16 protein-coding genes and 2 riboswitches are annotated in these 20,595 nt (G+C 69.5%); of the genes, 12 read left to right on the forward strand and 4 right to left on the reverse strand.

What is annotated here, in order from left to right; all coding sequences use genetic code 11:
* Positions 1–28 precede the first annotated feature (28 nt).
* A riboswitch (SAM riboswitch) is annotated at positions 29–133 on the forward strand.
* 68 nt (positions 134–201) lie between these two features.
* Genes MLE42_RS05290 through metH form a run of 3 tightly spaced genes read left to right on the forward strand, consistent with a single transcriptional unit; the run spans position 202 to position 5,769 of the window.
* Positions 202–2,061, forward strand: coding sequence for a bifunctional homocysteine S-methyltransferase/methylenetetrahydrofolate reductase (locus MLE42_RS05290; RefSeq protein ID WP_243286831.1), 1,860 nt, complete (start codon positions 202–204; stop codon positions 2,059–2,061).
* Positions 2,058–2,345, forward strand: a complete 288-nt coding sequence (locus tag MLE42_RS05295; protein ID WP_243286832.1) for a 2Fe-2S iron-sulfur cluster-binding protein — start codon at positions 2,058–2,060, stop codon at positions 2,343–2,345. Before MLE42_RS05290 ends, MLE42_RS05295 begins: the two co-directional genes overlap by 4 nt.
* 1 nt (position 2,346) lies before the next feature.
* Complete coding sequence (gene metH / locus MLE42_RS05300; protein ID WP_243286833.1) at positions 2,347–5,769, forward strand: methionine synthase; 3,423 nt, start codon at positions 2,347–2,349, stop codon at positions 5,767–5,769.
* A gap of 32 nt (positions 5,770–5,801) precedes the next feature.
* On the opposite strand, the gene MLE42_RS05305 is transcribed toward metH, so the two are convergent.
* Positions 5,802–6,308 carry an SHOCT domain-containing protein gene (locus tag MLE42_RS05305; RefSeq protein WP_243286834.1) on the reverse strand — a complete coding sequence of 169 codons (507 nt, stop codon included), beginning with the start codon at positions 6,306–6,308 and terminating at the stop codon, positions 5,802–5,804.
* A 198-nt stretch (positions 6,309–6,506) separates the two neighbouring features.
* Here MLE42_RS05305 and MLE42_RS05310 point away from each other — a divergent pair, with 198 nt between their 5' ends.
* The 4 genes from MLE42_RS05310 (at position 6,507) to MLE42_RS05325 (ending at position 11,636) form a co-directional block, all read left to right on the forward strand.
* A complete protein-coding gene (locus tag MLE42_RS05310) occupies positions 6,507–7,694 on the forward strand; it encodes a hypothetical protein (protein ID WP_243286835.1) in 1,188 nt (395 codons plus the stop codon).
* A 99-nt stretch (positions 7,695–7,793) separates the two neighbouring features.
* Positions 7,794–7,902: riboswitch (SAM riboswitch) on the forward strand.
* Between the two features lie 124 nt (positions 7,903–8,026).
* Positions 8,027–9,331, forward strand: a complete 1,305-nt coding sequence (locus MLE42_RS05315; RefSeq protein ID WP_243286836.1) for an O-acetylhomoserine aminocarboxypropyltransferase/cysteine synthase family protein — start codon at positions 8,027–8,029, stop codon at positions 9,329–9,331.
* 14 nt (positions 9,332–9,345) lie between these two features.
* Positions 9,346–10,281 carry a homoserine O-acetyltransferase MetA gene (metA, locus tag MLE42_RS05320; protein WP_243286837.1) on the forward strand — a complete coding sequence of 312 codons (936 nt, stop codon included), beginning with the start codon at positions 9,346–9,348 and terminating at the stop codon, positions 10,279–10,281.
* Entirely contained in the window at positions 10,278–11,636 is a 1,359-nt protein-coding gene (locus MLE42_RS05325) for an aspartate kinase (RefSeq protein WP_243286838.1), read from the forward strand. The genes metA and MLE42_RS05325 overlap by 4 nt, the downstream gene beginning before the upstream one ends.
* A 16-nt stretch (positions 11,637–11,652) precedes the next feature.
* On the opposite strand, the gene MLE42_RS05330 is transcribed toward MLE42_RS05325, so the two are convergent.
* On the reverse strand, positions 11,653–11,883 hold the full coding sequence (locus MLE42_RS05330) for a hypothetical protein (protein ID WP_243286839.1): 231 nt from the start codon (positions 11,881–11,883) through the stop codon (positions 11,653–11,655).
* A 241-nt stretch (positions 11,884–12,124) separates the two neighbouring features.
* On the opposite strand from MLE42_RS05330, the gene MLE42_RS05335 reads away from it, so the two are divergent.
* The gene (locus tag MLE42_RS05335; RefSeq protein WP_243286840.1) at positions 12,125–12,682 is read left to right on the forward strand and encodes a hypothetical protein; all 558 of its coding nucleotides are present in this window, start codon (positions 12,125–12,127) and stop codon (positions 12,680–12,682) included.
* Between the two features lie 19 nt (positions 12,683–12,701).
* Here MLE42_RS05335 and MLE42_RS05340 read toward each other — a convergent pair whose 3' ends face one another.
* Positions 12,702–13,094, reverse strand: coding sequence for a YidB family protein (locus MLE42_RS05340; protein ID WP_243286841.1), 393 nt, complete (start codon positions 13,092–13,094; stop codon positions 12,702–12,704).
* Between the two features lie 167 nt (positions 13,095–13,261).
* Between MLE42_RS05340 and MLE42_RS05345 the strand changes: the two genes are divergently transcribed.
* Together MLE42_RS05345 and MLE42_RS05350 are read left to right on the forward strand one after the other, a co-directional pair.
* The gene (locus MLE42_RS05345; RefSeq protein ID WP_243286842.1) at positions 13,262–13,516 is read left to right on the forward strand and encodes a GlsB/YeaQ/YmgE family stress response membrane protein; all 255 of its coding nucleotides are present in this window, start codon (positions 13,262–13,264) and stop codon (positions 13,514–13,516) included.
* The gene (locus MLE42_RS05350; protein WP_243286843.1) at positions 13,516–14,454 is read left to right on the forward strand and encodes a DUF4126 domain-containing protein; all 939 of its coding nucleotides are present in this window, start codon (positions 13,516–13,518) and stop codon (positions 14,452–14,454) included. Before MLE42_RS05345 ends, MLE42_RS05350 begins: the two co-directional genes overlap by 1 nt.
* A 36-nt stretch (positions 14,455–14,490) precedes the next feature.
* On the opposite strand, the gene MLE42_RS05355 is transcribed toward MLE42_RS05350, so the two are convergent.
* On the reverse strand, positions 14,491–17,781 hold the full coding sequence (locus MLE42_RS05355) for a S41 family peptidase (protein ID WP_243286844.1): 3,291 nt from the start codon (positions 17,779–17,781) through the stop codon (positions 14,491–14,493).
* Between the two features lie 162 nt (positions 17,782–17,943).
* On the opposite strand from MLE42_RS05355, the gene MLE42_RS05360 reads away from it, so the two are divergent.
* Positions 17,944–19,986, forward strand: a complete 2,043-nt coding sequence (locus tag MLE42_RS05360; protein WP_243286845.1) for a M13 family metallopeptidase — start codon at positions 17,944–17,946, stop codon at positions 19,984–19,986.
* A gap of 17 nt (positions 19,987–20,003) precedes the next feature.
* Positions 20,004–20,594: an isochorismatase family protein gene (locus tag MLE42_RS05365; protein ID WP_243286846.1), complete on the forward strand. Its 591-nt coding sequence runs from the start codon at positions 20,004–20,006 to the stop codon at positions 20,592–20,594.
* The last annotated feature ends 1 nt before the right edge of the window (position 20,595 follow it).

The following is a 20,595-nucleotide window of genomic DNA, read 5'->3' on the forward strand; positions in this document are numbered from 1 at the left end:
TCCCCATGGGTGCCCCTGGCACTCCATAGCGCTATCCAGAAAGGTGGAGGGAAAGGCCCTGTGAAACCTTGGCAACCTGCGAACGCAAGGTGCCAATTCCTGCCCCCGGCGTATCCCGGGGGGAAGATACCGAACGACCCGGACTGACCCGAGACCCCTGGATGCCGATGAGGACCGCCCTGATCACCACCAGGCGCATCCATGACCGAATCCACCTTCCGGCAGGCCCTCGACGAGGGCGAGTGTTTCCTCTTCGACGGAAGCACGGCCTCGGCCCTGCATGACCGCGGCATCACGCTGCAGCGGAGCTTCGAGGAGTGCAACCTCAAGACGCCGGACCTGCTGCTGGCCATCCACGGCGAGTTCCTCGCCGCGGGCGCGCAGGTGCTCACCACCAACACCTGGGGCGCCAACCGGCTGAAGCTCGCCGCCCGGGGCCTGGAGAGCCAGCTCGACGCCATCAACCGGGAGGGCGTGGCCCTGGCGAAGCAGGCCATCGCCCAGCAGCAGGCCCGCGCCTGGGTGGCGGGCTGCATCGGGCCCCTGGGTGTGCGCATCGAACCCTGGGGACCCACCTCCTTCGATGAGGCCCGGGCCCTCTTCCGCGAGCAGGCGGAGGCGCTCATCGGGGCCGGCTCCGACCTGATCGTGCTGGAGGGCTTCGAGGATCTCAACGAGATCCACCAGGCCATCCTCGCCGTCCAGGAGGTCCGCGATCTGCCCCTGGCCGCCCTGATGACCACCAACGACGAGGGCCAGGCCCTCTTCGGCGCGGAACCGGAGTGGTTCATCAAGCAGCTCGACACCTGGGGCGCGGATCTGGTGGGCCTCATCGGCGGGAACGGCCCCGCGCCCCACCTGCGGCTGCTGGAGCACCTGAAGGGCGTCACCACCCGCCCCATCGTCCTGCTGCCCAACCCCGGCCTGCCGCACCTGGTGGATGGCCGCCTGATCTACGGGGCCAGTCCCGAGTACCTGGGCGCCTTCGCGGCCCGGGCCCTGGCCGGCGGCGCCCGCGCCGTGGGCGGCTGCAGCGGCACGACGGTTGCCCATATCCGCGCCATGCGGGGGGCCTTCCGCCAGGAGCGGGCCTTCGTCCAGGCCGGGGGGCGCTACGAGCTCAAGCCGCACGAGCAGCCGCAGCCCGAGGTGCCCTTCGCCTTCCGCAGCCGCTTCAGCCTCAAGCTCGCCCAGGGCGAGTTCACCCACACCGTGGAGCTGGTGCCGCCCAAGGGCATGGAGTACGACAAACTCCTGGCGAAGACCCGCCAGTGCCGGGCCCTGGGCGTGGACGCCATCAACGTGCCGGACGGCCCCCGGGCCATGGCCCGCATGTCCGCGCTGGCCACGGCCCTCATCATCGAGCAGCAGGTGGGCGTGGAGACCATCCTCCACTACGCCTGCCGCGACCGGAACCTGCTGGGTATGCAGAGCGACCTGCTGGGCGCGGCGGGCCTGGGCCTGCGCAACATCCTGGCCGTCACCGGCGATCCCCCGAAGCTGGGCCCCTACCCCCAGGCCACGGCGGTCTTCGACGTGGACGCCATCGGCCTCGTGAACATGCTCAAGCGCCTGAACACCGGTCTAGACCTCGGCGGCGCCAGCATCGGCAAGCCCACCTCCTTCAGCGTGGGCGTGGGCGCCAATCCCGTGGCCCCGGACCTGGAGCGGGAGAAGACCCGGTTCCGCTACAAGGTCGAGGCCGGGGCCCAGTGGGCCATCACCCAGCCCGTCTTCGATCCGGACAGCCTCTTCCGCTTCCTGGACTTCGCGGAGGTCGTGGCCCCCGGCCTGCCCGTCATCGCCGGCATCTGGCCCTTCAAGAGCCTGCGCAACGCCGAGTTCATGGCCAACGAGGTGCCCGGCGTCCTCGTGCCGTCCGCCCTGCTCACCCGCATGGCCAGGTGGACCACTGCCGAGGACCAGGTCAAGGAGGGCCTCGCCATCGCCCAGGAAACCATCGCGGCCATCCGCCCCCGCATCCGTGGCCTCCAGCTCAGCGCCCCCTTCGGCCAGGTCGAGCTCGTGGCGCCCCTGCTGCCGAAACGGGAGGTCGCATGAACGTGAAGGTCCACTTCCTTCTTGAGGACCTCCTGGTCGAAGCGCCCGCCGGCACGTCCTTGCAGCGCATCGCCGATGCCGCGGGGGCCGACATCACCTTCGGCTGCCGCACGGGCTCCTGCGGCACCTGCCGCGTCCGCGTGGCCGAAGGTCTGAGCCACTGCAGCGAGATGGGCCCGGAGGAGCGGGACTTCCTCAAGGGTCTGGACGCGCCGGCCGACCAGCGACTCGCCTGCCAGGTGACCGTCCACGGAGACGTGGCCATCGACTACCTGGGACTGTGACATGACCACCCTCGACACGCTCCTCCGCGACAAGGTGCTGCTGCTGGACGGCGGCATGGGGACGCAGATCTTCGCCCGCACGCCCACGGTGGAGGACTATGGCGGTGCGACCCTGGAAGGCTGCGTGGACCTGCTGACGGAGCGACGGCCCCAGTGGATCCGCGAGATCCACGAGAGCTATTTCAACGCGGGGGCCGATGCGGTGGAGACCAACACCTTCGGCGCGAACCCGCTGGTGCTCGGCGAGTTCGGCCTGGCGGACAAGGCCTATGCGCTGAACGTGCAGGCGGCCTCTCTCGCGAAGGAGGTGGCCCGCAGCTTCGACCGGTCCCGCTTCGTCATCGGCTCCGTGGGCCCCGGCACCAAGCTCATCACCCTGGGCCACGTGAGGTACGCCGACCTGCTGGCCTCGTACCGCGTGCAGATGGACGGCCTGCTGGACGGCGGTGCCGACGCCATCCTCATCGAGACCTGCCAGGACCTGGGCCAGATCAAGGTGGCCGTGCGCGCCGCCCGGGAAGCCATGGCCGCGAAACAGCGGAAGGTCCCGCTCTGGGTCCAGGCCACCGTGGAGACCACGGGCACGCTGCTGGTGGGGTCTGACATCGCCGCCGTGCTCACCAGCGTGGAGCCCCTGGGCATCGACGTGCTGGGCCTCAACTGCGCGACGGGTCCCGATGAGATGCACCAGCACCTGCAGACCCTCTGCGAGGCCAGCCCCTTCCCCATCAGCTGCCTGCCCAACGCGGGCCTGCCGGAAAATGTGGCCGGCCAGGTGGTCTACCCGCTGGATCCGGCCGCCTTCGCCCCCAAGGTGCTGCACGCCGCCTCGGAGTTCGGCCTCGCCATCCTGGGCGGCTGCTGCGGCACCACGCCGGACCACATCCGCGCCCTGGCGCCCGGCGTGGCGAAGCTGAACCCGCCGAAGCGCGCGCCGAAGCTCGAGCGCAGCGCCGCCAGCCTCTACCAGAGCGTGGCCCTCAAGCAGGAACCCGCGCCCCTCATCGTGGGCGAGCGCACCAACGCGAACGGGTCGAAGAAGTTCCGCGACCTGCTGGCCGCCGAGGACTGGGACGGGATGATCGCCCTGGCCAAGGAGCAGCAGAAGGAGGGCGCCCACCTGCTGGACCTCTGCGTGGCCTACGTGGGCCGCGACGAGGTGCGCGACGCGGATGAGCTGCTGGGCCGCCTGGTCTCCCAGATCACCCTGCCCCTGGTCATCGACAGCACCGAGGTTCCGGTCCTCGAGAAGGCCCTCCAGCGCAGCCCCGGCAAGTGCGTGGTGAACTCCATCAACTTCGAGGATGGCGAGGGCAAGGCCCGGAAGATCCTGGACCTGTGCAGGACCTACGGCGCGGCCGTGGTGGCGCTCACCATCGACGAGCGGGGCATGGCCAAGACCCGCGACGAGAAGCTCGAGGTGGCCAGGCGACTGCATGCCCTGGTGGTGGGCGAGTACGGGATGGATCCCGGCGACCTGATCATCGATCCGCTGACTTTCACCCTGGGCAGCGGCGACGAGACCTTCCGGGGCTCCGCCGTGGAGACCCTGGAGGCCCTGCGGCTCATCAAGGCCGAGCTACCGGGCGTGATGACCATGCTCGGCGTGAGCAACGTGAGCTTCGGCCTGAATCCCGCGGCGCGCCACGTGCTCAACGCCCTCATGCTCTACCACGGCGTGAAGCACGGCCTGGACATGGCCATCTTCAACGCCTCGAAGGTGCTCCCCGTCGCGAAGATCGATCCCGAGGACCGCCGCATGGTCGAGGACCTGATCTTCGACCGGCGGCGCGAGGGTTACGACCCGCTCAAGGCCGTCCTGGCCCGCTTCTGCGACCGGAAGGCCACCCTTGCCGACGACCACCGGGCCGACCTGCCCGTGCTGGAGCGCCTGCACCGCGGCATCCTCGATGGCGAGAAGCAGGCCATCCTGGCGGACGTGGACGAGGCCCTGAAGGGCCACGATCCGCTGAAGCTCATCAACGAGGTGCTGCTGGGCGCCATGAAGGTGGTGGGCGAGCGCTTCGGCTCCGGCGAGATGCAGCTGCCCTTCGTGCTGGAGAGTGCCGAGGCCATGAAGGCCGCCATCAAGCGCATCGAACCGCACCTGCCCCGGGAGTCCACCTACCAGAAGGGCCGCATCCTCCTGGCCACCGTGAAGGGCGACGTCCACGACATCGGTAAGAACCTGGTGGACATCATCCTCAGCAACAACGGCTTCGAGGTGAAGAACCTGGGGATCAAGCAGCCCATCGAGTCCATCCTCAAGGAGTTGGAGGCCTGGCCGGCGGACGCCATCGGCCTCTCGGGCCTGCTGGTGAAATCCACCGTGATCATGAAGGAGAACCTGCACTTCCTGGAGGAGCAGGCGCAGCGCGTGCCCGTCATCCTGGGCGGCGCGGCCCTCACCCGCGACTACGTGGAAGGCGACTGCCGCCGGTCCTATTCCGGCGCAGTGCTCTACGCGGAGGACGCCTTCGAGGGCCTGCGGCACATGCAGGCGTTGGTTTCGGGTGATGCCAGCGTGCCGGCCCCTGCGCCAGCCGCGTCCGCGGCGGGCGATATCAAAATCCTGAAGCGAGGGGGCGCTGCGGTGCCGCTCACAGAAGCGAGCCAGAGCAGCTGGGTGCGCCATGACGCGCCCTCGCCGGAGCCGCCCTTCTGGGGCGTGCGGGAGATCGAGGACGCACCCGTGGACCTCTTCGAGCACCTGGACGAGTTCGCCCTGGTGCGGAACCGCTGGGGCTTCAGCCAGGGCAGCCAGGGTGACGAGGCCTTCGCGGCCGTGCTGCGGGACAAGGCCGAACCCCAGCTGGCGCGCTGGAAGGAGCGCCTTGCGGCCGACCCGGTCTTCCAGCCGAAGGCCCGCTACGGCTACTTCCCCGTGCGGGCCGAGGGCGACGCGCTGCGCGTGCTCGATCCCGCGGATGGGTCCCGCACCCTCGCCGTGCTCGGGTTCCCGCGCCAGAGCGCGGGCCGCCGCCTCTGCATCGCGGACTTCTTCCGGGCCGACGCCACCGACGTGCTGGCCCTCCAGCTCGTCACGCTGGGCCAGGCCGCCGCGGACCATGCGGCGAAGCTCTACCGGGAGGACGGCTATGCGGACTACTTCGCCTTCCACGGCCTCGCCACGGAGCTGACGGAGGCCTACGCCGAGCGCGTCCACGCCCGCATCCGCCGGGAGCTGGGCATCCACCACAAGGACCTTCCCGGCCGCGCCCTCTTCGCCCAGGGCTACCAGGGCTCCCGCTATTCCTACGGGTACCCGGCCTGCCCCGACCTGGAAGGCAACGGCCCCATCCTCGACCTGCTGCGTGGCGCCGAGATCGGCGTCCACCTCAGCGACAGCCACCAGATGGACCCCGAGTACAGCACCAGCGCCCTCGTGGCCTGGCATCCCCAGGCGCGGTACTTCTCGGTCTGACCCCCACCCACCGATGGACCGGGGGCCAGTCCCTACTGGGCCCGCGCCTTGTCCATGACCTTCTGCCGAAGCTCCTGGAACTCCGCCTCGGAGATGAGTCCATCCTTTTTCAGCTTCTCCAATTTCTCCAGTTCGGTGCGCAGGTCGAATACGGGCGCGGCAGGCGAAGCCGCTCGCTCATCGGCGGCCACCTCACGCACGTTCGGGCTGACCTTCACCCGCGTCTCCTGCGCCCTCGGGGAGGGCCGCCCGGCCTTCAGGTCTTCCAGGGTGCCGAAGGCGTCCACCCGGCCATTCACGAGGCGGACGTACTGGGTTCGGCTGTTGATCTTGATGGCCCCGTACCGATCGTAGGCTTCGTACTCGAGCACTTCGGTGTCGTTGGTGACCGTCGTTCTGGAGGGCCCTCCCGCGCGCTCGAGCACCTCCTTCCTGGTCATCCCCACCCTGAGCTTCGTCACATCCAGATCCGGCTTGGTACAGCCCATGGAGACAACCGCGGGGAGGGCGATGATCAAAGCGGCGAGGCGGTGTTGCATGGTGAGGATCTCCCATCCGGGGCAGGCGGCCCGCGCGGGGGGCGGGGCCCGGTAAGAAGAGCAGTGTGGCAGAGGTGACCCTTCCGGGCAGCGGCCGGGAGGAAGCGGGTGCCCGGGGAGGATGGCTCGGTCCACAGTCGTGGCTGGGCACGTCGGCCCATGCTCTAATGGTCGAGTGACCATGCACAGGAGGCGCCCATGAGGCTGGCTCTGATGGGCGGATGTCTGCTGCTGGTGGGTCGGATGCTCCCGGGGCAAGCCGTGGTGGCCCTGGCGGACCGCCAGGAAGTCCTCCTGGAAGGCCAGGTGCTGCGGCGGACCGCGGCGGAACCCAAGTTCACGGCGGTCCCGGACCTGCCGGACTTCTGGCCCGGCCTGAAGCCCCTTGGGCGCATGGAAGTGGCCTGGGACGGATCGAAGGCCTATCAGGTGGACTTCACGGAAGACCGCCACCCGGTGGCCTGTTCCGGAAGAGCCCTCTTCACCGCTGGGGGAGAGCGCCAATGGTTCTGGACAGAACCGAAGATCCTGCCCGTCAAAGAAGGGGAAAGCTGGAAGCTCCTGGGGGCCTGGGAAGACAGCCTCCTGTTCCTCCGGGTGAGCCGGGACACCAAGGCAAAGCCTCAATCAGCCTCGTCTTCCAAGGGCGGGGCCCTGTCCCAGTGCCTGGTCCGGGTGGACCTCCTGACCGGTGAGACCGCGCAGCTCATGGAGGTGCAGGTCGGAAGCGATGCGCGCATGACCGCCGCGTTTTCCCGCGATGCCTTCTACCTGTTCACGGCCACAGGGAAGGCCGTCCGTGTGCGGGTGGGCACGGAACCCTGGTCCGTGGACTCGCTCCACGCCAATGTCTGGGGCGAGGCCGGCATCACCTTGTGCAAAGACACAGGGGAATTCCAGAATCCATCCCTGTTCGGCAAAGCCTTTCTCGATGGAGACGGATCCATCCTGGTCCCGGCCCAGGTGTTCCTGCCCCTGGACCGTGCGGACATCGACCTCGCCTGGTCCAAGCTTCCCCAGCTCCGGAAGGCGGAACTCATCCAATCCGGCTTCTGGCCGGTACCGGCCGACAAGGAAGTCGGCTGGAAGGATGATGTGCGCTTCCTGAGGTTTGATCCTTCCACCACCCGATTCACCCAGGTGGACCGTTCCCGTTTCGATCACCTGGTGGTGGAAGAGGAGAAGCCTTTCACGACCCGCCGGTTCGAGGTGATGGAGCCCACCCGGGCCTTCACCTCCGAAGGAGGCAGGATCCTGCCGCTGGAGAAGGCCTTGAGAACGGCCGTCCCCACACCAGCGCCCAACACCAGGCCCGCCACGACGATCGATCCCGCCTCCCGGCCCGGTCCAGCCGCCGCAAAGCGGGAGGAGCCGGTTCCTCTGTGAAGACAACGAAAGGGGTTGCCATCCAGGTTGCCTGGCGTTACTGTTCTTCACCGGCCCTTCGGGGCCGTTCTCTTACGAGATCCTTGTCAGTTCCATAGCGAGTTATCCAGAAAGGTGGAGGGACGGGCCCTGTGAAACCTTGGCAACCTGCGAAAGCAAGGTGCCAATTCCTGCCGCGATTGAGCGATCAAGCGCGGAGAGATGTCGAGCTGTGTCGAGCTGACGCAATCATCGAAGGGGGCCCGAGAAATCGGGCCCCCTTTTGCTTTTCCTGGACTTGCTTGGACAGACGGGGCCTCGGCCTTTTCAACTTTGCTTTTTCAGGAGACGCCATGAGCGCCACCCCCACGCCCCGCTTCGAGACCCTCGCCCTCCACGGGGGCCACAGCCCGGATTCGGACACCAAGAGCCGGGCCGTGCCCATCTACCAGACCACGAGCTACGTGTTCGACAGCACGGAGCACGGCGCGGCCCTCTTCAACCTGGAGGTGCCGGGAAACATCTACACCCGGATCATGAACCCCACCACGGCCGTGCTGGAGCAACGCGTGGCCCAGCTGGAGGGCGGCATCGGCGCCCTGGCCACGGCCTCGGGCCAGGCGGCCATCACGCTCACGCTCACCACCCTGCTCCGCGGCGGCGACCACGTGGTGGCCGGGAACAACCTCTATGGCGGCACCTACAACCTGCTGAGCCACACCCTGCCGCGGGCGGGCATCACCACCACCTTCGTGGATTCCACCAAGCCCGAGGCCTTCCGCGCCGCCCTCCGGCCCGAGACCCGCGCCATCTACATCGAGGCCGTGGGCAACCCCAAGCTGGACGTGCCCGACTTCGAGGCCATCGCCGCCATCGCCCACACAGCGGGCATCCCCCTCATCGTGGACAACACCCTGCCCAGCCCCTACCTGCTGAACCCCTTCAAGCTGGGCGCGGACATCGTGGTCCACAGCGCCACCAAGTACCTGGGCGGGCACGGCACTTCGGTGGCGGGCCTCATCGTGGACGGCGGCACCTTCGACTGGAAGAGCGGCAAGTTCCCGGAGTTCACCGAGCCCTTCGCCGCCTACCATGGCGCCATCCTGGCCGACCTGGCGGGCCCCGCGGCCTTCATCACCAAGGCCCGCATCGAGGGCCTGCGCGACACCGGCGCGGCGCTCAGCCCCTTCAACGCCTTCCTCATCCTCCAGGGCATCGAGACGCTGCACCTCCGCGTGGAGCGCCACGGCGCGAACGCCCTGGCCCTGGCCCAGTGGCTGGGGACGCATCCCAAGGTGGCCTGGGTGAACTACCCCGGCCTGCCCACCAGCCCGAACCACGCCGCGGCGGCCCGCTACTTCCGCAAGGGCGCGGGCTTCGGCGGCATTCTCACCTTCGGCCTCAAGCCCTCAGCATCGGGGGGCGGGCTGAAGGCCGGCGGGGCCGTCATCGACGCGGTCCAGCTCTTCTCGCGCCTGGCCAACCTGGGCGACGCCAAGAGCCTCATCATCCACCCCGCCACCACCACCCACGCCCAGCTGGCCGCCGAGGAGCGCGCGGCGACGGGCGTCACCGACGACCTGGTCCGCCTCTCCGTGGGCCTCGAGCACATCGACGACCTCATCGAGGACCTGGACCAGGCCCTGGCGAAAGCCTAGGGGGAGTCCCGCCCATGCCCGTCAAGGTTCCCGACACCCTGCCCGCCCGCGGCGTCCTGGAGGCGGAGAATGTGTTCCTGATGGAAGAGCACCGCGCCCTCCAGCAGGACATCCGCCCCCTCCGCATCGCCATCCTCAACCTGATGCCCACGAAGATCGCCACGGAGACCCAGCTCCTGCGCCTGCTGGGCAACTCCCCCCTGCAGGTGGAGGTGACGCTGCTCCACATGGCCTCCCACGAAGCGAAGAACACCCCGGCGGAGCACCTGCTGGAGCACTACGTGTCCTTCGCGGACGTCCGCGGGCAGGCCTTCGACGGCCTCATCGTCACCGGCGCCCCGGTGGAGACGCTGCCCTTCGAGGCGGTGGACTACTGGCCGGAGCTGGCGGAGCTGCTGGACTGGGCCCGGACGAACGTCTTCTCCAGCTTCTTCATCTGCTGGGGCGCCCAGGCCGCCCTCCACCACTACTACGGGATCCCCAAGCACCCCCTGGCCGAGAAGCAGTTCGGAGTGTTCCCCCACCGGGTGAACGCGCGCCGCGAGCACCTGGTGCAGGGCTTCGATGATGTGTTCTTCGCGCCCCACTCGCGCCACACGGAGACCCGCCGGGCGGATGTCCTGGCGGAGCCGCGGCTCATGCTCCTGGCCGAGTCCGACGAGGCTGGCGTGTACCTGGTGCAGTCCACGGACCGGCGGCAGGTCTTCGTCACGGGGCACTCGGAGTACGATCCTGGCACCCTCCAGGGCGAGTACGCCCGGGACCTGGGCAAGGGCCTGCCCATCGGCATCCCCCGGAACTACTTCCCGGACGACGATCCCACCCGGGAGCCCCTGGTGCGCTGGCGGAGCCACGCCAACCTCCTCTTCTCGAACTGGCTGAACTACGCCGTCTATCAGGAGGTCCCCTTCCAGGCGGACGTCCTGCCGGCGGAAGGGGGGCGGGCATGAGCCTGAAGGTCCTCAAGTTCGGCGGCAGCTCCGTGGGCAGCGCCGACGCGCTCCGCCGGGCTGCCGCCATCGTGCGCGACGAGCTCCCCTCGGGCGGCCTGGTGGTGGTCTCGGCCCTGAGGGGCACGACGGACCGCCTCCTGGAGGCCTGCGCCGCGGCGGGCCGGGGCGACCTGCCCTGTGCGCGGGAACATCTGGTCGCCCTGCGGGACCGGCACCGCCAGGTGGCCTCCGAGCTGGGTCTCTGGACCGAGGTCCGGCCGGCCTGGACACCCCTCTTCGAGCGGCTGGACCAGCTGCTCACGGGCATGGCCATGCTGAGCGAGGCGACAGCCCGGGGGCGGGACTCGGCCCTGGCCCTGGGTGAGACGCTGTCGGCCCACCTGGCGGCCCTCTGCTTCGGCGGGACCTTCAAGGAAGTGCGGGACGTGATGCGGACCGATGCCCGCTTCGGAAAGGCCCGGCCCCAGCTCGCGGCCCTGCGCGCTGCGGCCGCGTCCTGGCGCGAGGGACTGGCAAGCGGCGCCCTCTGGATCACCCAGGGCTTCCTCGGCGCCACCGCCGAGGGGCACACCACCACCCTGGGCCGCGGCGGTTCGGACACCAGCGCCACCCTGCTGGGCGAGGCCCTGGGCGCGGCGGAGGTGCAGATCTGGACGGATGTGGACGGAGTGCTCACGGCGGATCCCAGCCTGGTGGCCGAGGCCCAGCCCATCCCCCAGATGAGCCTGGGCGAGGCGGAGGCCCTCAGCGCCTTCGGGGCCAAGGTGCTGCACGCGGACTCCCTGGCCCCCGGGGGCCGGGCGGGCTTCCGGCTCGTGGTGGCCAACACGCTGCGACCCGCGGCGTCGCGAACGGAGATCCTGCCCGTGCCGCCGGCGCGGACGCCGGGCGCCGTCACCTCCGTGGCATACAAAGAAGGCCTCAGCCTCTTGCGTTTCCCGGCCTCGGAGGGCCTGGAACCGCCCCTGGAGGCCGCCCGGCGCCTGGAGGAGGCCGGGGCCCTGCGCTTCGGCCTGGTGTCCAGCCCGGCAGGCACCCTGCTGGCGGTGCGGCCGGACACGCCCGCGGCGACCAGGGTACTGGCCGACCTGGCCGCCGAGGGCCCGGACCTGGAAGGCGGGTGGGCCGTGGTGGCCCTGGTGGGTGAGGGTCTGCGGACCGACCCGCTGGCCGCCCTGCGCCACCTGGCGGCCCTGGGGCAGGAGCCCGTGGGTGGTCTTCTCACCGGCGGCAGCACCGTCTCCATCGCCTTCCTGGTCCCCGAGGCCCGGCTGGGCGACTTGATCCCCCGCCTCCACGACCGCTGCGTCCTGGACACCTTCCAGACCCAGTCAGGCCCAGCCATGACCTGATTTTTACAATCCCGAATCAGCCTTGGCGCAGCAGCCAGGCGGTCAGGCGCGTGTGGAAGTCCTCGGGGTGTTCCAGGTCCGTGGGTCGCAGGCGGGCGGGATGGGCCGGATCCGCCAGCAGGAGGGGTGCCGCGTCCACCAGGTTGGGTAGACGATGACCGTCCGGCAGGGACCACAGGGCCCCCCGCGTCTCGTCCTTCCGCACTTCCGGCGCGTGGCGCCGGTCGCCCTGTGTCTCGCAGGTCATCACTTTCCTCTGTGAATTCTAAAGATAGGGCTCTCCACCCCCCGCGCCACCACTCCCTGACCGCGCCATGGCTTGCCAGGCCCAGGCCGGTTCGGAGGTCCAGCACACTGGACCATGACCGAGTCCAGACAGCGGCTCAATTCAACATGGATTTTCCCGTGACGCCCTCTGACCCCACCCCCCCCTCGGACGTACATTTCCCGTACGCGGACGCATCCCCCGCGGGAACAGGCGGCAGGTCATGAGATCACTCAACGAATCCACCACCAACATCCTGGAATGGCGGCGGTCGGGAGCCAATCCCAGGAGCTTCGAACTGCACGTGGAGCAGGAGGTCTTCGCCACCATGGCCTTCATGGACGAAGGATGCATCCTGGCCCGCGTCGAGACAGCCGAGGGGACCTGGACCCTCAAGCACCTGGGCGTGATGAACCCGGTGGTGACCTTGCGGGAGGAGGGCGGAAAGGTGAACCTCGCCACCTTCCACCCCCACGCCTTCCGGCACGGGCGCCTGGAATTCGAGGATGGCGCGGCCTTCGACTGGATCTGGCACCACGGCGTCGGCCCGGGCGGGACCTTTGCGGATCTCAGCGGCATGCCCCTGGTGCGCCTCCATGCCCGTACGGGCCGGGACGCGACTTCGCTCCCCGGCTACGAGCAGGGCGACGTGGAACTGGACACGACGCACCCGGCCCGCTTCCGGCACGCGATCCTCGCGGCCATCGGGTGGTATCTGATCGTCTTCGACCACCTGAAGGCACGCGACGCCATGGCAGCCGAGACCGCGCTCCGGATGTAGCTTCAGGTTTCAGGCGCTCTCAGCCCAGGAACTTCTTCAGCAGATCCATGCCGATGCCGCCCTCGGGCAGGCTGCCCTGGGGACTGAGCTTGTCCACCACCTGGGGCAGGATGCTGGCCAGGCCCGAGGCGGCTTCACCGTGGGAGAGGCCCAACTGGCCCGCCAGCTGCTGGAGCTGGTCCGAACCCAGCGCCGCCTGAACGTGCTCGGCGCTGATGGGCTGGTTCTCGCCGGTGCCGATCCAGGAGGCCACCTGGTCGCCCAGCCCCTTCTCCTGGAACTGGCCCAGCAGGCCCTGGAGGCCGCCAGGATGGTTCTGGATGAGGCCCATCACCGCGCCCATGAGCGGGTTGCCACCTTCCGCCTGGCCGCCCTGTCCCAGCAGGCCGCCCACCATGTCCAGCAAACCCATGACATCCTCCTCGGGAAGTGGAGCCCCAGCTTCCTCCCCGGCCCCGCATTCCGCAAGCCCCGCTTCGAAATATCCGAACACGAGGTTTCCCAAGTCTTACGATTGACCACTTCAGGCCCGGAGCCTAAGGTGACTGCATCATTGCCCAACCCATCGAGGAGGTCAGCATGCTCCACCTCATCTGGACCTGCATCATCGGTCTCATCGCCGGCGCCGTGGCGAAGCTCGTCATGCCTGGCAAGGACCCTGGCGGATGGATCATCACCATGGTCCTCGGCATCGCGGGCTCCTTCCTCGGCACCTGGATCGGGCGGGCCGTGGGCCACTATCAGGAAGGCCAGGGGGCTGGCTTCCTCATGTCCGTGGTGGGCGCCGTGATTCTCCTGGGCATCTACCACCTGTACAAGCGGTTCACAGCCTGATGGGCTCAGCACAGACCCTGGCGGCCATCCTCGGCCTGTCCACCGTCTCCGGCATCAACCTCTACCTCACGGTGCTCCTGGTGGGCGCGGGGCAGCGCTATGGCTGGATCCACGGCCTGCCCGCGGATCTGGCCATCCTGGGCCACCCGGTGGTGATCGGGGTCGCGGCCCTCCTGTTCCTCCTGGAGTTCCTGGCCGACAAGGTGCCCTTCATCACGCCCATCTGGGACGGGCTCCACACCTTCATCCGGCCCGTGGGCGGCGCCTTGTTGGCCCTGGGGGCCGCGGGCGAGCTGCATCCCGTGGCCAAGGTGCTGGCCCTGCTCGCGGGCGGCACCATCGCCCTGGGCACCCACGGCAGCAAGATGGGGGTGCGGCTCCTGGCCCACACGGCGCCGGAGCCCGCCAGCCACAGCGTCCTCAGCGTGGCCGAGGACCTGGGCGTGGCGGCCCTGCTGGCCCTGGCCTACAGCCATCCGGCCATCGCCCTGCCCGTGCTCGGCGCGGTGCTGGTGGCCACGGCCCTCCTCCTGCCCCTGCTGCTGCGGGCCCTGGCGTTCGTGCTCACGGGCTTCCGCGGCGCCCTGCGCTCCCTGGTGGGACGCGGAACCCGCGACGAGATCCCCCTCTGGGCGGAGCTGAAGGCCCTGGAGCTGGCGCCCGCGCGCCCCACGGAGGTCCTGCCCTGCTTCGCCCGCCGCGTAAAGGGTCTGCCACGCTTCCACGGCGCCTTCCTCGCGCAGGCGGGCGGCCGCTGGCACCTGGTCTACCGGCGCTGGTTCCGGACCCGCAGCCTCGCCTTCGACGCGGCCCCCGGCCCCGCCCGCACCATCCCCGGCCTCCTGTGGGATACGGCCGTGTTCCTCCGGGACGGGAAGACCCAGGTCCTGCTGGTGGGGCGGGACTGGCGCCATGCGCTGCCGGACCCGGAGGCCTGACGCTCCCGGGTCCGAGGTTCCGCCAGGCAGGAGAGCCTACTTCGTCCGCACCGGATAGGGCGGCCGCTGGAGTTTGCGGGGCGGGGTCTTCTTCAGCTCAGCCTTCACCAGCTCGAGGGCCTTCTCCAACTGGGGATCGCGGCCGGCGATGACGTCCTTGGGCAGCTGCTCGACCTCGATGTCCGGGGCCACGCCCTCGTTCTCCACCACCCAGCCCTGCTCGGTCCAGATGGCCAGGTTGGGGGCGGTGATGGTGCCGCCGTCCATGAGGGAGGGGAAGCCGAGGATGCCCACGAGGCCTCCCCAGGTGGGCCGGCCCACCAGAGGGCCCAGGCCGAACTTGCGGAACATCCAGGGGAGCAGGTCGCCGCCGGAGCCGGCGGTTTCGTCCACGAGCATGACCTTGGGCCCCTGGATCGAGGCGTTGGGCGTCTTCAGATCCTGGCCGTAGCGCGTGGCCCACATGGCGATGAAGGGCCGGCGCAGCAGGTCGATGTAGTAGTCGGCCACCTGGCCGCCGCCGTTGTAGCGCTCGTCGACGATGATGGCGTCCCGCTGGGCCTGGGGATAGAAGTAGCGCTTGAAGTAGGTGAAGCCCAGGGTGGTGGTGTTGGGCACGTAGACATAGGCCACGCGGCCGTCCGTGGCTTCGGTCACCTTGCGGAGGTTCGCCTCCACCCAGTCGCGGTTGCGCAGGCCCGCCTCGCTCTCCACGGGCACGACGGTCACGGTGCGGGCGCCCTTGCCCGAGGGATCAGGCCCCAGCGTGAGCTCCACCAGCTTCCCGGCGGTGCTTTCGAAGCGGGCGTAGAGGTTCTCCGGAGCCTTCAGGTCGCGGCCATTCACGGCCAGCAGGTACTCGCCGGGCCTGGCGTTCACGCCGGGCTCGGTGAGGGGGCTGCGAAGCTCGGGGTTCCAGTTGAGCCCGCCGAAGATCTTGGCGATCCGGTAACGGCCGTTCGCCACTTCCACGTCCGCCCCGAGGAGGCCGCCGGGCAAGGCCTTGCCGGTGTCGGGCAGGTCGCCGCCGCCGCCGCGGTGGTGGCCCACGGCCAGCTCCGAGCACATCCACTGGATGACGCGGTTGAGGTCCGCCCGGGTGGCGAGGTCGGGCAGGAAGGCCGAGTACTTCGCCTTCATGGCCTTCCAGTCGGCCCCATGCATGTTCGGCGTGTAGAAGAAGTCCCGGTTGATGCGCCAGACCTCGTCGAGGATCTGCGCCCACTCCTGTCGCGGGTCCACCTTCACCTGCAGGCCCTCCAGGGCCACCCGCCCCTTGCCGGGCTCCGGCTTGCCGGCCGTGGGGATGACCGTCACCGCGTCCCGCAGGCGGTAGAGGAGCTTCCGGCCGTCCGCCGAAAGGTCGTAGCCGTCGGCCTTCTCCACCACCACGGTCTCCTCGCGCTTCTTCAGGTCGAAGCGGCAGAGGGCCATGGGCTCCTCGCGGTTGAAGCGGTTCGCGCCGCCGGCATGGCGCAGGTAGTAGAGGGTGCCGGCCTCGCCCGCAGCCAGGTCGGTGAAGAAGGCAGCCTTTGCCGCGGCGATGGGCACGATGCGCTCGGCCAGGCCGTCGAAGTCGATGCGGACCTTCGGCTCGGGCTTCCCGCCGCTCTTCTCCTCGCCCTTGGGCCCCTTCTCCTCAGCCTTGGCCGGTGCGGGCTCCTCGTCGCTCTCCTTGGCCAGGGGCGAAGGCGTGTCCTTGGCCAGCACCATCAGGTAGAGGTTCCCGCGCATGGTGGCGTCGTTGTTGGACTGGGCGAACCAGTCCCGCACGGGGCCCGCGTCCGTGCTGGCGGTGAAATAGAGGTACTTCCCGCTGCGGTCGAAGACGGGATCGCTGGCATCGGCCAGGCCGTCTGTCAGCGGCGTGGACCGGTCCTCCTCTACGGAATACAGGTGGATGCGCAGCATCCCCGACTCCGTGTTGCGGGTGTAGGCCAGGTACCGGGAATCCGGAGACCAGCTGTGGTTCAGGATGGGACCCGGGGTGTACAGCACCTCGCTGGATACGGCCTTCACCGCGCCGGTGCCGAGGTCGAGGATGCGCAGGGCCAGGGCGTTGTCCGTGTAGGCGATCTTCTTCCCGTCCGGCGACCACTTCAGGCTGTCGTAGAAGCCAGCCCCCTTCAGGGCGTAGGTGCGCGGCTCGCCCTTGCCGTCCTGGGGCTCGACCTTCAGCACGTACTCGCCGCCGGCGTCGGACAGGTAGGCGATGGACCGGCCGTCCGGGGACCAGGCCGGATGGCGCTCGTGGGCCCCCGGGGTGTTCGTCAGGTTGCGGGGATCGCCCTTCTCCGCGGGGACACTCAGGATCTCGCCGCGGTATTCCAGGGCCACCCGGCTGCCGGAGGGGGACAGGGCCAGGTCTCCCACCCAGCGGGTTCCGGAGGCCCAGCGACCCCGGGCCTCCGGGAGGTCCGCGGCCGCGGAGACCTTCAGCCGGGTGCTCTGACCCGTGGCCGGGTCGAAGCGGTGCAGCCATCCTGCCTGCTCGTAGACGATGCGTCCCGCTCCGTGGCTGGCGGCCTGGATGGGGAAGTCCGCGTGGTGCGTCAGCTGCGTCACCGCCTTCGTGGTCAGGTCGTAGCTGAAGAGGTTGAACTCGCCAGCCCGGTCGGAGACGAAGTAGACCTTCCCGCCGATCCACATGGGGTCGATGTCGTTGCAGCGGCCCTGAGGCTGGTCTTGGAGCTGGGGAATCTGCACCACCTCGTGGTCCTTCGTCCGGTAGATCCAGAGCCGCGAGGCCGTGCCGCCGCGGTAGTGCTTCCACTGCCGGAAGGCGTCCGACAGGGGGTTGTAGACGAGGTAGGTGCCGTCGGGTGAATAGGTGGCCCGGGCGGCGTTGGGGATGGGCAGCCGCGTGGGCATGCCCCCTTCGAGCGGCACGGTGAAGAGCTGGGTGTGGCGGGTGGTGTGGCTGGCGCGTCCGGAGGTGAACAGCACGGCCCTGCCGTCCGGTGTCCAGTCCTGGACCACATCCGCGCCGGGATGCCAGGTGAGGCGCCGGGGCTCGCCGCCCGCGGCGGGGATCACCCACACGTCGGTGTTGCCTTCCAGGGTGGCCGTGTAGGCGATCCAGGCGCCGTCGGGGCTGAAGCGCGGCGTGCCCAGGCAGCCGCCCCGGGTGGTGAGCCGCGTGGCCGTGCCGCCGTCCGGCGCGCAGGTCCAGAGATCGCCCGCGTAGAGGAAGGCCACCTGCCGGCCGCTCGTGGCTGGGCTGGCCAGGAGCCGCGTGTCCTGGAGGTCCACGGCCACGAGGGGCTGGACCAGGGAGGCAACCATCACCAGGGCCAGGGGGCTGAGGGAGGCGGATCGCAGGGGCATGGGAATCCTCCATAGCAAGACGAGGTATCAAGGGCAAGCCCCTCCACCATGCCCCCGGCCCGGAACCCGGTCAAGCCGCCACCGCCGGCGGCCGGGGTGAGTATCATGTCCCCTCGCCCCGGGCGGGGCCGCCGTCCCGCCCCCAGGATCCGAGGATCTTTCATGCGCCGATACCTGTCTCCCCTCGCCCTCTGCCTGGCCGTCCCAGCCCTGGTGGCGGCCCCGCCCAAGGCCGCGCCCCATGGCCTCGACCTGACGGGCATGGACCGCACGGTGGCCCCCGGCGACGACTTCTTCGCCTATGCCAACGGCGCCTGGGTGAAGCGGACGGAGATCCCCGCGGACCGCGGTTCCTACGGGGTCGGACGCGAGGTGGCGGACCTCACGGACCGGCGCACGGCCGCTCTGATCCAGGCCGCCTCGAAGGCGCCGACGGGATCCGAGCTGAGGAAGATCGGCGACTTCTACACAAGCTTCATGGCCGAAAAGGCCATCGACAAGAAAGGCCTCAGCCCCCTCCAGCCCACCTTTCAGGCCATCGGCGCCATCCAGGGCCGCCAGGACCTGGCCCGGTACCTGGGCACGACCCTGCGGGCCGACGTGGACGTGCTGAACGCCACCCAGTACCACACGGCCAACTTCCTCGGCCTGTGGGTGGCCCAGGACCTGGACGAGCCCACCCGCTACGCGCCCTTCCTCCTCCAGGGCGGCCTGGGCCTGCCCGAGCGCAGCTACTACCTGGATCCCTCGGAGGGCATGGCGGCCGTCCGCACCCAGTACATCACCCACGTGGCGGCCATGCTGAAGCTGGCGGGCCTGTCGGACGCCCTCAGCCACGCCACGGCGGTGGTGGACCTGGAGACCCGCATGGCCAGGGCCCACCTGGGTCGCGAGGAATCCGGCGACGTCCAGAAGGGCAACAACCACTGGACCCGGGCTGAATTCTCCGCCAAGGCTCCGGGCCTGGACTGGGACGCCTTCTTCGCCGCCGCGGGCCTGTCGAAGCAGGCGGTGTTCGTGGTCTGGCAGCCCGGCGCTGTCACCGGCCTCTCGGCCCTGACCACGGAAGTGCCCCTCGACGTCTGGAAGGACTACCTCACCTTCCACGCCATCCAGCACTGGGCACCGGTGCTGCCCAAGGCCGTGGCCGACCAGTCCTTCGCCTTCTACGGCAAGGTCCTGAGCGGCGCCTCCAGGCCCCTGGACCGCTGGAAGACGGGGGTGGCCCTGACCAACGAGGCCCTGGGCGAGGCCGTGGGCAAGGCGTACGTGGCGAAGTACTTCCCGCCTTCCGAGAAGGCCCGGGCCGAGCGGATGGTCTCGAACATCAAGGCGGCCTTCCGCATCCGCATCGAGCACCTGGACTGGATGTCCCCCGCCACCAAGGCCAAGGCCCTCGCGAAGCTGGACGCGCTCAAAGTGGGCGTGGGCTACCCGGATCGCTGGCGCGACTACCGCGGCCTGAAGGTCACGGCCGGAGACGCCTTCGGCAACCTCCAGCGGGCCGAACGCTTCGAGTACGAGCGCAACCTGGCCAAGCTCGGCCAGCCCATCGACCGCACGGAGTGGGTGATGAACCCCCAGCTCGTGAACGCCGTGAACCTGCCGGTGATGAACGCCCTCAACTTCCCGGCGGCCATCCTGCAGCCGCCCTTCTTCGACCCGAAGCGGCCCATGGTCATGGACTACGGCGCCATCGGCGCCGTGATCGGCCACGAGATCAGCCACAGCTTCGACGACTCCGGCTCGCTCTTCGACGCCAGCGGGAAGCTGGAGAACTGGTGGACGCCCGAGGATCTGAAGCACTTCCAGGCCTCGGCCGACCAGCTGGTGAGGCAGTTCGACGCCTACGAGCCCTTCCCGGGCCTCCACATCAAGGGCAAGCAGACCCTGGGCGAGAACATCGCGGACGTGGCGGGCCTCGCCGCGGCCTATGACGCCTACCGCCTGTCCCTGGGCGGGAAGGAGGCGCCGATGGTGCAGGGCCTCACCGGCGACCAGCAGTTCTTCCTCAGCTATGCCCAGAGCTGGCGCGAGAAGACCCGCGAGCCCCTGCTGCGCCAGCAGATCCTCACGGACGGCCACGCCCCGGCCTCCTTCCGGCCCTACACGGTGCGGAACCTGGACGCCTGGTACCCGGCCTTCCAGGTGAAGGCGGACCAGAAGCTCTACCTGGCCCCGGCGGACCGCGTGAAGATCTGGTAGGCCCCCAGGAGGTTCCCATGGCCCTTCTCGATTCCAGCCGCAGCATCCTCGTGGTCATCGATCTCCAGGGCAAGCTGGTGGGCATGGTCCACCGGCCGGCCCTGGTGCTGGAGGCCACACGCCGGCTCATGCGGCTGGCGGACCTCTTCGCCGTGCCCGTGGTTCTCACCGAGCAGTATCCCAAGGGCATCGGCCCCACCGAGGAGAGCATCCGCGCCACCTACGATGCCCTGGCCACGCCGAAGTTCTTCCTGGAGAAGACCGCCTTCGGCTGCTGCGGCGATGCCGGCTTCGAGGCCCTGCTCAAGCAGGCCCGGCCCCACCTGGCCCGGGAGAAGCGCCAGATCGTCGTGGCGGGCATCGAGGCCCATGTCTGCGTGATGCAGACCGTGCTCGAGCTGCTGGGCTCGGGCCACGAGGTGCATCTCTGCTGGGACGCCGTCAGCGGCCGGGGCGAAGAGTACCGCCGCCACGCCCTGGAGCGCATGGCCGCCGCCGGCGCCACGCTCACCAACCACGAGTCCGTGGCCTTCGAGTGGGCCAGGGACAAGAACCACCCCCAGTTCAAGGCGCTGTCCGCCCTCATGAAGGAGGGCCAGCCCGGCTGAA

The organism is Geothrix terrae, assembly GCF_022808775.1.
Lineage (GTDB): Bacteria > Acidobacteriota > Holophagae > Holophagales > Holophagaceae > Geothrix > Geothrix terrae.

Excerpts from the sequence above, each read along its gene's own strand:
- MLE42_RS05345 (WP_243286842.1), top strand. The coding sequence starts at position 13,262 with ATGCTCCACCTCATCTGGACCTGCATCATCGGTCTCATCGCCGGCGCC.
- MLE42_RS05335 (WP_243286840.1), top strand. The coding sequence starts at position 12,125 with ATGAGATCACTCAACGAATCCACCACCAACATCCTGGAATGGCGGCGG.
- MLE42_RS05355 (WP_243286844.1), bottom strand. The coding sequence starts at position 17,781 with ATGCCCCTGCGATCCGCCTCCCTCAGCCCCCTGGCCCTGGTGATGGTT.
- MLE42_RS05295 (WP_243286832.1), top strand. The coding sequence starts at position 2,058 with ATGAACGTGAAGGTCCACTTCCTTCTTGAGGACCTCCTGGTCGAAGCG.
- MLE42_RS05330 (WP_243286839.1), bottom strand. The coding sequence starts at position 11,883 with ATGACCTGCGAGACACAGGGCGACCGGCGCCACGCGCCGGAAGTGCGG.
- MLE42_RS05325 (WP_243286838.1), top strand. The coding sequence starts at position 10,278 with ATGAGCCTGAAGGTCCTCAAGTTCGGCGGCAGCTCCGTGGGCAGCGCC.
- MLE42_RS05305 (WP_243286834.1), bottom strand. The coding sequence starts at position 6,308 with ATGCAACACCGCCTCGCCGCTTTGATCATCGCCCTCCCCGCGGTTGTC.
- MLE42_RS05365 (WP_243286846.1), top strand. The coding sequence starts at position 20,004 with ATGGCCCTTCTCGATTCCAGCCGCAGCATCCTCGTGGTCATCGATCTC.
- metA (WP_243286837.1), top strand. The coding sequence starts at position 9,346 with ATGCCCGTCAAGGTTCCCGACACCCTGCCCGCCCGCGGCGTCCTGGAG.
- MLE42_RS05315 (WP_243286836.1), top strand. The coding sequence starts at position 8,027 with ATGAGCGCCACCCCCACGCCCCGCTTCGAGACCCTCGCCCTCCACGGG.
- MLE42_RS05310 (WP_243286835.1), top strand. The coding sequence starts at position 6,507 with ATGAGGCTGGCTCTGATGGGCGGATGTCTGCTGCTGGTGGGTCGGATG.
- metH (WP_243286833.1), top strand. The coding sequence starts at position 2,347 with ATGACCACCCTCGACACGCTCCTCCGCGACAAGGTGCTGCTGCTGGAC.
- MLE42_RS05290 (WP_243286831.1), top strand. The coding sequence starts at position 202 with ATGACCGAATCCACCTTCCGGCAGGCCCTCGACGAGGGCGAGTGTTTC.
- MLE42_RS05360 (WP_243286845.1), top strand. The coding sequence starts at position 17,944 with ATGCGCCGATACCTGTCTCCCCTCGCCCTCTGCCTGGCCGTCCCAGCC.
- MLE42_RS05340 (WP_243286841.1), bottom strand. The coding sequence starts at position 13,094 with ATGGGTTTGCTGGACATGGTGGGCGGCCTGCTGGGACAGGGCGGCCAG.
- MLE42_RS05350 (WP_243286843.1), top strand. The coding sequence starts at position 13,516 with ATGGGCTCAGCACAGACCCTGGCGGCCATCCTCGGCCTGTCCACCGTC.